Here is a 15890-nt window from a genome sequence, read left to right as displayed (position 1 = left end):
ATCGTCATCCCTTCGGCGAATCGTCGGGGAGGCGGCGGAGTGCTCCGAGAATGGCGGCCTGGACGGTCGGCCAGTCATGCACGACCTGGGCGTAGTCGAACCGCAACGTCTCGTAGCCGAGGTGCGAGGCTGCGGCATCCCGCAGGAGATCGCGGTGGCGTCGCGACGGCGAGCCGTGGTTCTCCTCCCCGTCGGCCTCGAGGATGATCCACTGGTCGATCACGAAATCCACCCGACCGACTCCGCTGATGCGCACCTGGCATTCGAGTTCGAGCCCCAGAAGATGCAGCCGCAGTCGCAGGAGTGATTCGAGGCCGCTGTCCGCATCCGGTCGGGCGATGTCGACCAGCCATCGTGCCGTCCGCGGCAGCGCAGAGCGGATACGCGATCGCATCCGTCGATCGGTCCGTCCCGTGCGCCATGCCGACTCGTATGCCGCGAAGAAGGCTTCGTCCCCCGCGCATCGGCGCAGGTGGAGCAGCGCGGTCTCTACACTCGCCGATCCGAGCGGCGGGTTCCCGTCGTAGTAGTGCGAGATGCAGGTGCATCGCGCGTGGCCGAGAGCGTGCTGCATGGGCCCGAGCCAGACGTGCGGAGCGGTCACCTGAGGGAGCACCCAGATCCCGCTGGCGCGCAACACACTCGCGCAGGACAGCGCCCCGCCATGGGCTGTGGCGGTGCGCACGTCGGGGGTGAGCGGCGCGGCGGCGAACACACCGTCGCGAATCCTCTCGATGTTCCCGAGGCGCACCTGCCCGGCGAGGTGTTGGCGAGTGAACCCGAGCCTCTGCAGGTCACGTCCTCGAGCGATCCCGCCGAGCGTTCGGATGGTGTCTTGTGCGGAGAGCATGTTCCACCATGCCCTGCGTCGTCCGCCGCACCAGGGGCGAATCCCGGGAGGTGGGGATGACTCCCACGATCCTGCATCTGTGCAGCGCGAGTATCCGAATCCTCCCGACGGACGATGTGAGGAGGGATGACGTTTCGAGGAGGGGATGACGTTTCGCCGAGGAATCTCGACAATTCCTCGGCGATCCGTCATCCCTTCGGCGAATCGTCCGGGGAGAGAGGGGAGAGGGAGGCGTCTCAGTGCAGGTCGGTGTCGGCGGCGGAACGCTCCCAGCGGGTGAAGCGCACCGTGAGTCCGGCTCTCGTGGGTGCGGCGAGGAGTGGGCCTGCGGCGGCTTCGGCGCTTCCGTCGAAGGGGGCGACGCGCACCAGGCGCCAGGGTCCGTCGTCGGCCTTCGCCCGGATGATCAGCGCATCCTTCCAGCGACTGACGCGTACGGTGATCTCACTCTCGAGCCAGTCGTCGACGTATCCGACGGACCAGTCCGAGCGGATGTCGGTGACGACGGCTCCGAGCCCGAGATGACCGTCTGCGAACTCGACGCCCGTCTTGACCCAGTGCTCGTCATCGGAGCGGACGAAGACGCCGGCCTGGTCGAACTGTCCGTCCCATGGTGCGCGGAATGAGACCTCGATCGCCTCGCCGACCGCCAGCGGAGCCAGCAGCGCATGCTCGGTGTCGTGCACGAATCCATAGGCGGTGTGCCGCCAGGCGTCGCTTCCCTCCACGGCGGTGACGTCGAGTGCATCGTCGATCTCGGTGGACTGCAGCGGCGGGTGGGTCCAAGTCCCCTGGGACCAGGCAATGATGTGCGATTCAGGCATGATCCGAGCTTATAGCCAGATAAGGCATTAATCCAGAACTATTCGTGTTATGGTTATGTCATGGCCATCGCCGTGATCGCGGACATCGTCGGTTCTCGCAAGCTCGACGACCGCACAGCCGCACAGCGCGTGCTCGATGAGACCATCGCCCGCGTGGAGTCCGACATGCCGCTGGCCGTGCAGCAGCTGACACCCACAGTGGGGGATGAGCAGCAGGGGGTCTATCGCGACCTCGGTGACGCGATGACGGGATTGCTCATGATCCAGCTGGCGCTTCCGGACGGCATCGCGTTCCGGTTCGGCATCGGCATCGGCGAGATCAGAGCGGTCGACTCGACGCACGGCGCTCTGACGGACGGACCCGGATGGTGGGCCGCGAGAGCGGCGATCGACACCGTGCACGCCCGAGAAGGACGCGCCGTGCCCCGCACCCGTACCTGGATTGTCGGAGCCCCGGGGCAGGATGAGGTCATGAGCAGTGCGATCGGGGCATCCAACGCCTACCTCCTCGTGCGCGACGAACTCGTCGGCGCGATGAGCGAGCGTGAGCGGCGGCTCACCTACGGGCGCCTGATCGGCACGTCGCAGCAGGAGCTCGCCGAACGGGAGGGAATCACCCAGCCGAGCGTGTCGAAGTCGTTACGCAGTGCCGGTGCAGCGGCTCTCATCGAGGGGCTGGCCGCTCTTCGGGGAGAGGCCGCATGATCGTCGCCGGGTTCATCCTGCTCGCCGTGGGCGCCGCCGATCTGGTGCGCCAGTTCGCCCCGCGCCGATGGATCGGCTATCTCGCCGCGGCAATCCTCCTTCTCCTGCTCGGCAGCGTCAGCGATGCCCTGCTGCCGATGCTGGCGGCGCTGATCACCGGGGCGATCTGGATTTGGTGCATGCCCGACGACCGTCCGTCACCGGCGGGCTTCTGGCCGGCGGTGCTCCTGGCTCTGATCGTCGTCGGAGCCGTGATCTGGGTGGGCGACCGCAGTGACGCCGGTCTGATCGGACAGGTCTGGCATCTGCGGTCACCGGCGGGCGAGGTGTCGTTCGATCTCGCGATGCTCGTGCTCGGGCTCTCGGCGTTCCTGCTCGAGTCGGCCAATCTCGTCGTGCGCGCGGCGCTGGACGGCGAGCACACCTGGCGACCTGCTGATCCCGGCACCGAAACCTCAGAGGCCCTTGACACCACCGGAACCCCAGAGACCGACGACGACGACGACCAGGTCGCCCCGACACCGGTCGATGCGACACCTGTCGACGCGCCCCCGGTCCCGGTCGACGCGACCCCGGCGCCGGCATCGCGCGCCGGTTTCAAGGGCGGCCGTCTGATCGGCCCACTCGAGCGCATGCTGGTGCTCATCCTCACCCTCGCGGCGGCGTACCCGATCCTGGCGGCGATGCTGGCCGCGAAGGGTATCGTCCGCTTCCCGGAGATCTCCCGCGACGGCGAGACCGGCGCGCGTGCGGAGTACTTCCTCGTCGGCAGCCTCGTCAGCTGGGTGATCGCGCTCGGCGCTGCCTTCCTCGTGTGGTGGTCGGCGAACAGCTGAGCCGCCGCGCGCTGATAGCCTGGAGAGCGTGTCTGAAACCGCTCTGACGACCGCTGCACCGGCGATCGATCCCACGTTCGAGAACGTGTGGGACGAACTGCTGTGGCGCGGGCTCGTCCACGTGTCCACCGACCAGGAGGCGCTGCGCGCCCTGCTCGCGGGAGACCCCATCACGTATTACTGCGGGTTCGATCCGACAGCCCCGAGCCTGCACCTGGGCAACCTCGTGCAGTTGCTGACGCTGCGCCGCATCCAACTTGCCGGGCACAAACCGCTCGGACTCGTCGGCGGCTCGACCGGGTTGATCGGCGACCCGCGTCCCACTGCGGAGCGCACCCTGAACACGCGCGAGACGGTCGCCGAGTGGGTCGACCGGCTGCGTGCCCAGGTCGAGCGCTACCTGAGCTTCGAGGGCGACAACGCCGCGCGCATCGTGAACAACCTCGACTGGACGGCGCCGATGTCGGCGATCGACTTCCTGCGCGAGGTCGGCAAGTACTTCCGCGTCGGCACCATGCTCAAGAAGGATGCCGTTGCTGCGCGCCTGAACTCCGACGAGGGCATCAGCTACACCGAGTTCAGCTACCAGATCCTGCAGGGCATGGACTTCCTCGAGCTGTACCGCCAGTACGACTGCGTGCTCCAGACCGGTGGCTCCGACCAGTGGGGCAACCTGACCAGCGGCACCGATCTGATCCGTCGCGCTGACGGCGGCTCGGCGCATGCGATCGGCACACCCCTGATCACGAACAGCGACGGCACCAAGTTCGGCAAGAGCGAGGGCAACGCGATCTGGCTCGACGCCGAGATGTGCAGCCCGTACCGGATGTACCAGTTCTGGCTCAGCACGACCGACGCCGACGTGATCGATCGCCTCAAGGTGTTCACCTTCCTCGGCCGGGCCGAGATCGAGGAGTACGCCGCGCTGGTCGAGACGGAACCGTTCCGGCGCGCAGCTCAGAAGCGACTCGCTCTCGAGGTCTGCGCCACGGTGCACGGCATCGAGGCCACGGCCGCCGTGATCGCGGCATCCGATGCTCTGTTCGGGCAGGGCGACCTGACCGCGCTGGATGCGGCGACGCTGCGCACTGCGCTGGAGGAGCTGCCCAACACCACCGTCGCCGCGGGCGCTCCCGTGCTCGACGCGCTGGTGGCGACCGGGCTCGTGTCGAGTCAGTCGGAGGCGCGGCGAGCGATCGCCCAGGGCGGCGTCACGCTCGATGGCGTCCGCGTCGAAGACGATGCCGCCACCGTGCAGGGGACTCTCCCCGGCGGTGTCTCGGTGTTGCGTCGCGGCAAGAAGACCCTCGCCGGCGTCTTCATCGACTGATCGTTCGAGCGGCGTTCTCGTGCCGAGATCCTGAGGAGGGCGGATGCCGTTCACCCCGAGTCACGCGATCGTCGCGTTGCCCTTCATCCGCACCCCACTCGTGCCGGCGGCGATCGCCATCGGCGCGATGACACCGGATCTTCCGTTGTTCCTGCGCGGCGTCGGACTCAACTACACGTTCACCCATACTCCGGGCAACGTCCTGTGGACCGCGCTGCTCGCTTTCGTGTTGTTCCTGCTGTGGCGCGTCGTGCTCCGGCCCGCTGTCATCGAACTCGCACCGCTCGGGTTGGCGCGGCGTCTGCCCACCGACTGGAGCGACGGCGGAATCACGGCGGCGGGCCGTGCGGTCGGTGTCGGGCGCTCGCGCGGCTACCCGATCCTGCTCGCCGTCTCGCTGATCCTCGGCGTGCTGTCGCACATCGCGTGGGACCTCTTCACGCATGAGGGCCGCGGAGGAGTCGACCTGTTCCCCGTGCTGAACGAGACGTGGGGTCCGTTCGCCGGCTACAAGTGGCTGCAGTACGGATCCAGCGTGCTCGGTCTGATCGGCATCGGGATCTGGGCGCTGCTCCGGGTGCGCCGCAGTACGCCGCGCGCAGATGTCGAGCAGACCGTGCCCCTGTTGGTGCGCGTCGCCTGGTGGGTGTCGCTGCCGCTGATCCTGATCGCGGCGTGGATCTTCGGACTGCTCGTGTACGGCCCGCTCAGCGCGGAGTTCACCGTGCAGCGTCTCGCCTATCGGGTGCTTCCGCCGGCGTGCGCGCTCTGGGGCGCGGTCACGCTCGTGCTGTGCGTGATCGTCTCGGTGTCACGCCGACCTCACCAGCGCGCCTGAGCCTGCCCCCAGGGTCGAGGCGTCGCGAACTCGATCCCCGGAACGACGGGGGCCGCGGTGACGAGCTCGTGCCCGTTCACCTCGAAGCGCTGGGTGTGCAGTGCCGCGTCGATCGCTCGTTCGTCGGCGGGGGACGTGGTCCGGGGCATGCCGAGCAACTCCGCCGCCACGCGCCGCAGCGAGATCTGCGCCTGCCAGCTCCCGCCGTCCGTGGCGCGCCGGCGGATCAGGGCGGTGACCGCGGCGGCGAGCAGATAGCCGGCGCTGTGGTCCAATGCCTGAGCGGGAAGGGCGCCGGGTCGATCTGCGTCGGGTGACTCGATCAGAGCGATCCCCGACTCGGCCTGCACGAGACTGTCGAATCCCGCTCGCTCCGGGGCATCTGCGCCCCACGCGCTCAGGCGCGCGACGATGAGTCCGGGATATCGGTCGCTCAGCTGGTCAGGGTCGATCCCGAGACGCGTGAGCGCGGCCGGTCGGTAACCGAGAACGACCACGTCGGCTGAAGCCAGCAGCTCGTGAAGGCGAGGTGAACGCGCATCGAGAAGTGCTGAGCGCTTGCCATGACCGGTGTCGAGATGCTGCCATTCGGGTTCGGGAAGATCCGGCGGATCGATCCGTAGAACGTCGGCGCCGAGCAGGGCCAGAGTCCGGGCGCAGACGGGACCGGCGATCACACGCGTGAGATCGAGGACGCGGATGCCGTCCAGCGGACGGCCGTGGTTCGTGGTGTGCGCGATCGATGGGGGAGCAGCGTCCTCGTGTCGGCGGATGTCGAGCAGGGGGTGCGCACGAAGCGCGGCATCCCTGGTGGGGTCTTCGGGCCGTACCTCCACAGCCAGACCACCGGCCGCGACGATCGACGCGACGGCCTCCTGTGAAGTGCGCTCGGCCAGCACCGCACGGACGTGATCCGCGTCGACTGCGTCGTGCAACCCAAGCGCACGCCGCAGCCCTGCGGCATGGTGCGGGTAATTGCCATGAGTGCGGACCCACCCGTCAGTGGTCCGCCAGAATCCGGAGAAGGGAGACCACACCGGGGGAGCGACGCCATCGATCGTGAGTACCCGATCACTCCGATAGGCGACGGCGATGCGATCGGGCGAGAGCGACGACGCATCTCCCCGCGCAGCGAGGGTGACAGCCGCCACGCTCGCCCAGGCGAGATCTCCCGCCGCGAGGCGTGAGGGGAGGGCGACGGGGAGCGCCGGCTCAGAGAAGGTGAGGGTCGCGTGTTGGGGTTCCCCGAGTTCGGACCATACTCGCGCCAGAACCTCGGACGACACCGTCATCGGACGCACGACAGTCGATGCGATGCCCCCACGCGACAGGGGGCGGGAGACGAGGAATCCCGGAGGTGACAAGGGTGATGGGTAGCGGCGAACACCATGGCGCGATCGTACTCCTGGCGGCGAAGTCAGCGAGAAACAGCGGCTGACCCGGTCGAAACCCGTGAGGCAAGGCGAACGACACGCCCGGGATGGGTGGCCCGATTTGCCAGAACACCGAGAGCCGCGTAACTTATTACTTGTTCGCCCCACAGGGAAGCGGAGAGGCCGAGAGCTTCACCCCCCTCAAGCGGAGAACCACCTCCTGATCCGCTCTCATTGAGAGTTCAGACGCTTGCGTCTAGGATGGGAGTTCTTCCCTCTTCTGCGGTTGATCAACCGCTGGCGGATCTCTGATCCGTTCGGCGCGTCGATTTGACAAGCGGATCGGGGAAGGTAAGATAGAGAAGTTGCCCTGCGGGCCTGGTTGTGATGACTGGGTCGTGGGAGCATCCGATCCTTGAGAACTCAACAGCGTGCACTTGTCAAATGCCAAATTATCCTCGTCTAGCTTCGGCTGGGTGAGAATTCCTTTGGATCAAAGACCAGCTCCTTTCGGGGGGTTGGCAATGGATGAAGTCAGCAATGAATTTGTCTCTTTGGTCAGCATCAAACTCGCTGCGTCACCGTTTTCCCGGTGGGGTATGCATTTCTTTTTTACGGAGAGTTTGATCCTGGCTCAGGATGAACGCTGGCGGCGTGCTTAACACATGCAAGTCGAACGGTGAAGCCCAGCTTGCTGGGTGGATCAGTGGCGAACGGGTGAGTAACACGTGAGCAACCTGCCCCTGACTCTGGGATAAGCGCTGGAAACGGCGTCTAATACTGGATATGTGATGTGACCGCATGGTCTGCATCTGGAAAGAATTTCGGTTGGGGATGGGCTCGCGGCCTATCAGCTTGTTGGTGAGGTAATGGCTCACCAAGGCGTCGACGGGTAGCCGGCCTGAGAGGGTGACCGGCCACACTGGGACTGAGACACGGCCCAGACTCCTACGGGAGGCAGCAGTGGGGAATATTGCACAATGGGCGCAAGCCTGATGCAGCAACGCCGCGTGAGGGATGACGGCCTTCGGGTTGTAAACCTCTTTTAGCAGGGAAGAAGCGAAAGTGACGGTACCTGCAGAAAAAGCACCGGCTAACTACGTGCCAGCAGCCGCGGTAATACGTAGGGTGCAAGCGTTATCCGGAATTATTGGGCGTAAAGAGCTCGTAGGCGGTTTGTCGCGTCTGCTGTGAAATCCGGAGGCTCAACCTCCGGCCTGCAGTGGGTACGGGCAGACTAGAGTGCGGTAGGGGAGATTGGAATTCCTGGTGTAGCGGTGGAATGCGCAGATATCAGGAGGAACACCGATGGCGAAGGCAGATCTCTGGGCCGTTACTGACGCTGAGGAGCGAAAGGGTGGGGAGCAAACAGGCTTAGATACCCTGGTAGTCCACCCCGTAAACGTTGGGAACTAGTTGTGGGGTCCATTCCACGGATTCCGTGACGCAGCTAACGCATTAAGTTCCCCGCCTGGGGAGTACGGCCGCAAGGCTAAAACTCAAAGGAATTGACGGGGACCCGCACAAGCGGCGGAGCATGCGGATTAATTCGATGCAACGCGAAGAACCTTACCAAGGCTTGACATATACGAGAACGGGCCAGAAATGGTCAACTCTTTGGACACTCGTAAACAGGTGGTGCATGGTTGTCGTCAGCTCGTGTCGTGAGATGTTGGGTTAAGTCCCGCAACGAGCGCAACCCTCGTTCTATGTTGCCAGCACGTAATGGTGGGAACTCATGGGATACTGCCGGGGTCAACTCGGAGGAAGGTGGGGATGACGTCAAATCATCATGCCCCTTATGTCTTGGGCTTCACGCATGCTACAATGGCCGGTACAAAGGGCTGCAATACCGCGAGGTGGAGCGAATCCCAAAAAGCCGGTCCCAGTTCGGATTGAGGTCTGCAACTCGACCTCATGAAGTCGGAGTCGCTAGTAATCGCAGATCAGCAACGCTGCGGTGAATACGTTCCCGGGTCTTGTACACACCGCCCGTCAAGTCATGAAAGTCGGTAACACCTGAAGCCGGTGGCCTAACCCTTGTGGAGGGAGCCGTCGAAGGTGGGATTGGTAATTAGGACTAAGTCGTAACAAGGTAGCCGTACCGGAAGGTGCGGCTGGATCACCTCCTTTCTAAGGAGCATCTGACTCTTCGGAGTCCAGAACCCAGTTCGGGAACGTTCGTTTCTCGCTGGGAGCTCATGGGTGGAACATTTGACATGGCATCGAGATCTGATCTCGGAACTAGTACGCCGCTTGCGGTTGGAAGGTTCTGGGTGAGGGGACCGGTGTCTGCACGCTGTTGGGTCCTGAGGGACCGGATGCGCTTTGACCTTCGGGTTGGAAGCATTTGGTTACTCTGGGCCTCTTTCTGTTTCCCTTTGGGGTTGTGGATGGGGGTACCGCCCGTACTTTGAGAACTACACAGTGGACGCGAGCATCTTGCAACAGCCTTCGGGTTGTTGCACAAGATGATCTTAAAGATCATTAGTCAATTTCAGCCGGACCTTTCGGGGTCTGGTTCGATTCTGATTCAAACTCATGTGATTTCAAGTCTTTAAGAGCAAACGGTGGATGCCTTGGCATCTGGAGCCGAAGAAGGACGTAGCAATCTGCGATAAGCCTCGGGGAACTGATAAGCAAGTTTTGATCCGAGGGTGTCCGAATGGGGAAACCCCGCTGGGCGGCGTGCCGACCTAGTGACTCCCGCCTGAATATATAGGGCGGGTAGAGGGAACGTGGGGAAGTGAAACATCTCAGTACCCACAGGAAGAGAAAGCAACCGCGATTCCGTTAGTAGTGGCGAGCGAAACCGGAACAGGCTAAACCTAGCGTGTGTGATAGCCGGCAGGCGTTGCACGTTGGGGGTTGTGGGACTTTTCAGTCATCTCTGCCGAGGTGGCGGCGTTACAAGAAGGTATAGACGAACGGTCTTGAAAGGCCGGTCATAGAGGGTGCCAACCCCGTAGTCGAAATGCCTCTCTTGGCGCGAAGAGTATCCCAAGTAGCACGGGGCCCGTGAAATCCCGTGTGAATCTGTCAGGACCACCTGATAAGCCTAAATACTCCCAGATGACCGATAGCGGACAAGTACCGTGAGGGAAAGGTGAAAAGTACCCCGGGAGGGGAGTGAAATAGTACCTGAAACCGTTTGCTTACAAACCGTTGGAGCCTCCTTAGTAGGGGTGACAGCGTGCCTTTTGAAGAATGAGCCTGCGAGTTAGCGATATGTGGCGAGGTTAACCCGTGTGGGGTAGCCGTAGCGAAAGCGAGTCTGAATAGGGCGATTCAGTCGCATGTCCTAGACCCGAAGCGAAGTGATCTATCCATGGCCAGGTTGAAGCGACGGTAAGACGTCGTGGAGGACCGAACCCACTTAGGTTGAAAACTGAGGGGATGAGCTGTGGATAGGGGTGAAAGGCCAATCAAACTTCGTGATAGCTGGTTCTCTCCGAAATGCATTTAGGTGCAGCGTTGCGTGTTTCTTGCCGGAGGTAGAGCTACTGGATGGCCGATGGGCCCTACAAGGTTACTGACGTCAGCCAAACTCCGAATGCCGGTAAGTGAGAGCGCAGCAGTGAGACTGTGGGGGATAAGCTTCATAGTCGAGAGGGAAACAACCCAGACCACCAACTAAGGTCCCAAAGCGCGTGCTAAGTGGGAAAGGATGTGGAGTTGCTGTGACAACCAGGAGGTTGGCTTAGAAGCAGCCACCCTTGAAAGAGTGCGTAATAGCTCACTGGTCAAGTGATTCCGCGCCGACAATGTAACGGGGCTCAAGCACGCCACCGAAGTTGTGGCATTGATATTTTTGGTAGGCCTTCGTGGTCCAGCCGTATTGATGGGTAGGAGAGCGTCGTGTGGCCAGCGAAGCGGCGGTGTAAACCAGCCGTGGAGGCTACACGAGTGAGAATGCAGGCATGAGTAGCGAATGACGTGTGAGAAACACGTCCTCCGAAAGACCAAGGGTTCCAGGGTCAAGCTAATCTTCCCTGGGTAAGTCGGGACCTAAGGCGAGGCCGACAGGCGTAGTCGATGGACAACGGGTTGATATTCCCGTACCGGCGAAGAACCGCCCAAGCTAATCCAGTAGTGCTAAGTGTCTGAATCCCAGTGACTGATCCCTTCGGGGTGACGCTCTGGGCCTAGCGCACGACCCCATTCTGGTGCGGTTAGCGTATTAACAGGTGTGACGCAGGAAGGTAGCCCAGCCCGGCGATGGTTGTCCGGGTGCAAGTGCGTAGGCCGAGTCGTAGGCAAATCCGCGACTCATACAGGCTGAGACACGATGCGGATAATAAGTGGGTGATCCTATGCTGCCAAGAAAAGCATCGACGCGAGGTTCAAGCCGCCCGTACCCCAAACCGACTCAGGTGGTCAGGTAGAGAATACCAAGGAGATCGAGAGAATCGTGGTTAAGGAACTCGGCAAAATGCCCCCGTAACTTCGGGAGAAGGGGGGCCTTCGGCGTATAGGGACTTGCTCCCAAAAGCGTTTGGAGGCCGCAGAGACTAGTGGGTAGCGACTGTTTACTAAAAACACAGGTCCGTGCCAAGTCGCAAGACGATGTATACGGACTGACGCCTGCCCGGTGCTGGAAGGTTAAGAGGACCGGTTAGCCGCAAGGCGAAGCTGAGAATTTAAGCCCCAGTAAACGGCGGTGGTAACTATAACCATCCTAAGGTAGCGAAATTCCTTGTCGGGTAAGTTCCGACCTGCACGAATGGCGTAACGACTTCCCAACTGTCTCAACCGCGAACTCGGCGAAATTGCATTACGAGTAAAGATGCTCGTTACGCGCAGCAGGACGGAAAGACCCCGTGACCTTTACTATAGCTTTGTATTGGTGTTCGGTGTGGCTTGTGTAGGATAGGTGGGAGACTTTGAAGCAGGGACGCCAGTTCTTGTGGAGTCATTGTTGAAATACCACTCTGGTCACTCTGGATATCTAACTTCGAACCGTAATCCGGTTCAGGGACAGTGCATGGTGGGTAGTTTAACTGGGGCGGTTGCCTCCCAAAAAGTAACGGAGGCGCCCAAAGGTTCCCTCAACCTGGTTGGTAATCAGGTGTCGAGTGTAAGTGCACAAGGGAGCTTGACTGTGAGACTGACAGGTCGAGCAGGGACGAAAGTCGGGACTAGTGATCCGGCAGTGGCTTGTGGAAGCGCTGTCGCTCAACGGATAAAAGGTACCTCGGGGATAACAGGCTGATCTTGCCCAAGAGTCCATATCGACGGCATGGTTTGGCACCTCGATGTCGGCTCGTCGCATCCTGGGGCTGGAGTAGGTCCCAAGGGTTGGGCTGTTCGCCCATTAAAGCGGTACGCGAGCTGGGTTTAGAACGTCGTGAGACAGTTCGGTCCCTATCCGCTGCGCGCGTAGGAAGTTTGAGAGGATCTGACCCTAGTACGAGAGGACCGGGTTGGACGAACCTCTGGTGTGTCAGTTGTTCCGCCAGGAGCACCGCTGATTAGCTACGTTCGGGATGGATAACCGCTGAAAGCATCTAAGCGGGAAGCCGGCCTCAAGATGAGACTTCCATACCTTCGGGTGAGAGGCTCCCAGCCAGACTACTGGGTTGATAGGCCAGATGTGGAAGTGCAGTAATGCATGCAGCTGACTGGTACTAATAAGCCGATGACTTGATAACACACCGTTTGTTGGTGCTACGCGTCCACTGAGTGGTTCTCGATGTACGGTCGAGAACCGCATAACAACAATGACTTTGTTATGTGTTTGATTGAAACATCAATAGTGTTTCGGCGGCCATAGCGTGAGGGAAACGCCCGGTTACATTCCGAACCCGGAAGCTAAGCCTCACAGCGCCGATGGTACTGCAGGGGGGACCCTGTGGGAGAGTAGGACACCGCCGGACTCCTTTTAGCAAATGGCCACCCATCGTTGGGTGGCCATTTTGCGTTTACACGAAAAGAACAGGGAGCATCATGCCAGAAGAGGAAGAGCGCCGTCCGCGTCGCAACGACGATAGCGGATCGCGCGGAAACCGTGCTTCTGGCGGACGCCCCGCTTCGAGCCGCGACGGCGGGAATCGGTCTAACGATCGCGCACCGCGTCGTGACGGCAACGGTGGCGGTTACAACCGTGACTCCGCGCCGCGTCGTGACAACAACGGTGGCGGCTACAACCGTGATTCCGCGCCTCGTCGTGAGGGTGGCGGCTACAACCGTGATTCCGCACCGCGTCGTGAGGGTGGCGGCTACAACCGTGATTCCGCACCGCGTCGTGAGGGTGGCGGGTACAACCGTGACTCCGCACCGCGTCGTGAGGGTGGCGGCTACAACCGTGACTCCGCACCGCGTCGTGACAACAACGGTGGCGGGTACAACCGTGACTCCGCACCGCGCCGTGACAACAAGGTGGCGGGTACAACCGTGACTCCGCACCGCGCCGTGACAACGACGGTGGCGGGTACAACCGTGACTCCGCACCGCGTCGTGACGGCAACGGTGGCGGTACAACCGTGACTCCGCTCCCCGTCGTGAGGGTGGCGGGTACAACCGTGATTCCGCACCTCGTCGTGAGGGTGGCGGGTACAACCGTGATTCCGCGCCTCGTCGTGAGGGTGGCGGCTACAACCGTGATTCCGCACCGCGTCGTGAGGGTGGCGGGTACAACCGTGATTCCGCACCTCGTCGTGAGGGTGGCGGGTACAACCGTGACTCCGCACCGCGTCGTGAGGGTGGCGGCTACAACCGTGACTCCGCACCGCGTCGTGACAACAATGGTGGCGGGTACAACCGTGACTCCGCACCGCGTCGCGAAGGTGGCGGGTACAACCGTGACTCCGCGCCCCGTCGCGAAGGTGGCGGGTACAACCGTGACTCCGCGCCCGCGTCGTGAGGGTGGCGGCTACAACCGTGACTCCGCACCGCGTCGCGAAGGTGGCGGGTACAACCGCGACTCCGCACCGCGTCGTGACAACAACGGTGGCGGGTACAACCGCGACTCCGCGCCGCGTCGTGACAACAACGGTGGCGGGTACAACCGCGACTCGTCTGGTGGCGCCGAGCGCGCGCGTTCCTACCCGCAGCGCGGGGGAGCGGGCCGTGAGCGTCCCGTGCAGGCGACGGACGAGCGACCCCGCTACAACGATCCGCACATCCCTGATGAGGTCACCCCGCAGGACCTGCACTCGTCCGCTCGCAATGAGCTGAAGACGCTGAGCAAGGAGAACGCCGAGCTGGTCGCCCGTCACCTCGCGATGGCGTCTCGCTGATCGACGAGGATCCCGCGCGGGCGCACGAGCACGCGCTGGCGGCATCGCGTCGTGCAGGTCGGATCGCCATCGTCCGCGAGACGCTGGGCATCACCGCCTACGCGACGGAGGACTTCGCCCTCGCGCTGCGCGAGCTGCGCACCTACCGCCGGATCTCCGGCAAGGACGACCAGATCGCCCTCATGGTCGACAGCGAGCGGGGCATCGGTCGTCCCGACCGTGCGCTCGAGACCGGCCGGGCCGATCGATCGTTCCGCGTTGGCGACACCGGTGCGCGTCGCGCTCGCGATCGCGATGTCCGGTGCCCGTCTCGACCAGGGAGACCTCGAGCTCGCACTGGGCGAGCTCGAGATTCCCGAGCTCGATCCCGATCGCGCATTCGAGTGGAGCCCCGCGCTGTTCGCCGCGCGAGCCGCCGTGCTCGAGGATCTCGGCCGCGAAGACGAGGCCGCGTTCTGGGCGCATCGCGCCGAGGTCGCTGCCCAGGCTCTTGGCGTCGACGAAGCGGGCGACGAGGAGCTCATCGTCGAAGACGGTCTCATCGAAGGCGAGTTCGATGACGACGCAGACGACGATGCTGCTGTCGATGAGTCCGCTGTCGAAGCGACAGAAGAGGAGTCGGACTCAGACACAGGCTCAGAGGATGACATCGCAGACGCAGACGCAGACGCAGACGCCGACGCTGAAACCGATGACTCGGTGCTGAGCGTCGAGCCCACGGTGGAAGACGAGGTGCGAGAGCTTCTCGGCGAGACCGAGGAGACCGATGGGTCAGGCGACTCCGACGTCGCTCCCGATTCTGCCGGGACCGAGCGGGACGCGTAGTGGCGCTGTTCTCCCGGAAGCGCGCCACGCCGTCCACACCGCTGGACGGCGTGGACACCGTGCTGGCAGACCTCGACGGCGTCGTGTATGCCGGCCCGGGTGCGCTGCCGTTCGCGGTCGAGAGCCTGAACGCGCGGGTGCGTCCGCACGCCTCGGGTACATCACGAACAACGCGGCGCGCACGGATGCGTCCGTCGCCGAGCACTGAGCGAGCCTCGGACTCGGACGTCACGGCATCCGATGTCGTCACCAGTCCTCAGGCAGCGATGCGACTGCTGTCCGGCATCCTTCCCGCGCCCGCGACGATCCTGGTCGTCGGGGGCGAGGGGCTCGTCGATCGAGGTCGAGAAGGCGGGCTACACGGTCACGCGCAGCGCAGAGGATTCTCCGAGCGCCGTCGTGCAGGGTTTCGCCCCCGAAGTCGCCTGGACCGACCTCGCCGAGGCGGCGTTCGCGCTCAAGGTTCCGGAAGATGAGGGCGGCATCCCCTGGATCGCCACCAACACCGACTGGACCATCCCGCGTGAGCGGGGTGTGGCTCCGGGCAACGGCACCCTCGTCTCTGCGGTGCACACCGCGATCGGGCGTCTCGCGACGGTGGCGGGCAAGCCCGAGATGCCGATCTTCGAGGAGGCGCTCGCGCGCTTCGGCGCGAAGAAGGCGCTGTTCATCGGTGACCGCCTCGACACCGACATCATGGGCGCGAGCCGGGTGGGCATCGATTCCGCGCTCGTCCTGACCGGCATCGATCGCCCCAAGCACGTGTTGGCGGCCCCCGAGGGATCCCGCCCCACGTACATCCTCGCCGACCTGCGCGACCTGCATCAGCCCTACCCCGAAGCAACGGAGAAGGACGGCGCGTACTACGTGAATGGCGCCGCCGTGCGCGTTTCGGGCGCCGATGTCGAGATCGTGGCGGAGTCCGGAGAGCAGATCGATCTGCTACGTGCGGGAGCGGCGGCGATCTGGGCATCGGGTACGCCGGTGTTCGTGCTGCGTGTACCGGAGCGCCTGTACGACGATCCGTTCCACCGTCCCTGAGCAGCCGGCGCCGTCGTGGCTCCGTCTCCT

At 63.3% G+C, this 15890-nt stretch carries 8 protein-coding genes, 3 rRNA genes and 2 pseudogenes; 10 read left to right on the top strand and 3 right to left on the bottom strand.

Annotation, left to right across the window (positions count from 1 at the left end; all coding sequences use genetic code 11):
• Positions 1-4: 4 nt before the first annotated feature.
• Together P0Y60_13040 and P0Y60_13035 are read right to left on the bottom strand one after the other, a co-directional pair.
• Complete coding sequence (locus P0Y60_13040; protein WEK60239.1) at positions 5-850, bottom strand: DUF559 domain-containing protein; 846 nt, start codon at positions 848-850, stop codon at positions 5-7.
• A gap of 236 nt (positions 851-1086) precedes the next feature.
• The gene (locus tag P0Y60_13035; protein ID WEK60238.1) at positions 1087-1674 is read right to left on the bottom strand and encodes a DUF1349 domain-containing protein; all 588 of its coding nucleotides are present in this window, start codon (positions 1672-1674) and stop codon (positions 1087-1089) included.
• A 60-nt stretch (positions 1675-1734) separates the two neighbouring features.
• Between P0Y60_13035 and P0Y60_13030 the strand changes: the two genes are divergently transcribed.
• From P0Y60_13030 to P0Y60_13015, 4 genes are read left to right on the top strand one after another with little or no spacing between them, the layout of a single operon-like run.
• Positions 1735-2379 (top strand): SatD family protein, encoded by a 645-nt coding sequence (locus P0Y60_13030; GenBank protein WEK60237.1) that lies wholly within the window; start codon positions 1735-1737, stop codon positions 2377-2379.
• A complete protein-coding gene (locus P0Y60_13025) occupies positions 2376-3215 on the top strand; it encodes a hypothetical protein (GenBank protein ID WEK60236.1) in 840 nt (279 codons plus the stop codon). Before P0Y60_13030 ends, P0Y60_13025 begins: the two co-directional genes overlap by 4 nt.
• Positions 3216-3243: 28 nt before the next feature.
• Positions 3244-4545 carry a tyrosine--tRNA ligase gene (gene tyrS / locus P0Y60_13020; protein WEK60235.1) on the top strand — a complete coding sequence of 434 codons (1302 nt, stop codon included), beginning with the start codon at positions 3244-3246 and terminating at the stop codon, positions 4543-4545.
• Positions 4546-4588: 43 nt separating this feature from the next.
• Positions 4589-5383 (top strand): DUF4184 family protein, encoded by a 795-nt coding sequence (locus P0Y60_13015; protein WEK60234.1) that lies wholly within the window; start codon positions 4589-4591, stop codon positions 5381-5383.
• On the opposite strand, the gene P0Y60_13010 is transcribed toward P0Y60_13015, so the two are convergent.
• Positions 5368-6675: a CoA transferase gene (locus P0Y60_13010; protein WEK60233.1), complete on the bottom strand. Its 1308-nt coding sequence runs from the start codon at positions 6673-6675 to the stop codon at positions 5368-5370. The two genes, P0Y60_13015 and P0Y60_13010, sit on opposite strands and share 16 nt — an antisense overlap.
• A 692-nt stretch (positions 6676-7367) precedes the next feature.
• Between P0Y60_13010 and P0Y60_13005 the strand changes: the two genes are divergently transcribed.
• The 6 genes and pseudogenes from P0Y60_13005 (at position 7368) to P0Y60_12980 (ending at position 15860) form a co-directional block, all read left to right on the top strand.
• Positions 7368-8889: ribosomal RNA gene (locus P0Y60_13005) — 16S ribosomal RNA — on the top strand.
• 414 nt (positions 8890-9303) lie between these two features.
• Positions 9304-12407 (top strand): 23S ribosomal RNA (locus tag P0Y60_13000).
• Positions 12408-12515: 108 nt separating this feature from the next.
• Positions 12516-12632, top strand: a 5S ribosomal RNA gene (gene rrf / locus P0Y60_12995).
• The 16S, 23S and 5S rRNA genes sit together here, the layout of an rRNA operon.
• Positions 12633-12702: 70 nt before the next feature.
• On the top strand, positions 12703-13242 hold the full coding sequence (locus P0Y60_12990; protein ID WEK60232.1) for a hypothetical protein: 540 nt from the start codon (positions 12703-12705) through the stop codon (positions 13240-13242).
• A 737-nt stretch (positions 13243-13979) separates the two neighbouring features.
• Positions 13980-14819 (top strand): annotated as a pseudogene (locus tag P0Y60_12985) (hypothetical protein).
• A pseudogene (locus P0Y60_12980) lies at positions 14819-15860 on the top strand (HAD-IIA family hydrolase). Before P0Y60_12985 ends, P0Y60_12980 begins: the two co-directional pseudogenes overlap by 1 nt.
• The last annotated feature ends 30 nt before the right edge of the window (positions 15861-15890 follow it).

The sequence above is a fragment of the Candidatus Microbacterium colombiense genome (genome assembly GCA_029203165.1).
Lineage (GTDB): Bacteria > Actinomycetota > Actinomycetes > Actinomycetales > Microbacteriaceae > Microbacterium > Microbacterium colombiense.
Note: the sequence above shows the minus strand (reverse complement) of the source record. Positions and strands in the feature narration are given on the sequence as shown.

Coding starts and splice junctions, on each gene's coding strand:
- P0Y60_13025 (WEK60236.1), top strand. CDS start 2,376: ATGATCGTCGCCGGGTTCATCCTGCTCGCCGTGGGCGCCGCCGATCTG.
- P0Y60_13030 (WEK60237.1), top strand. CDS start 1,735: ATGGCCATCGCCGTGATCGCGGACATCGTCGGTTCTCGCAAGCTCGAC.
- P0Y60_13015 (WEK60234.1), top strand. CDS start 4,589: ATGCCGTTCACCCCGAGTCACGCGATCGTCGCGTTGCCCTTCATCCGC.
- P0Y60_13035 (WEK60238.1), bottom strand. CDS start 1,674: ATGCCTGAATCGCACATCATTGCCTGGTCCCAGGGGACTTGGACCCAC.
- P0Y60_13010 (WEK60233.1), bottom strand. CDS start 6,675: ATGACGGTGTCGTCCGAGGTTCTGGCGCGAGTATGGTCCGAACTCGGG.
- P0Y60_12990 (WEK60232.1), top strand. CDS start 12,703: ATGCCAGAAGAGGAAGAGCGCCGTCCGCGTCGCAACGACGATAGCGGA.
- P0Y60_13040 (WEK60239.1), bottom strand. CDS start 850: ATGCTCTCCGCACAAGACACCATCCGAACGCTCGGCGGGATCGCTCGA.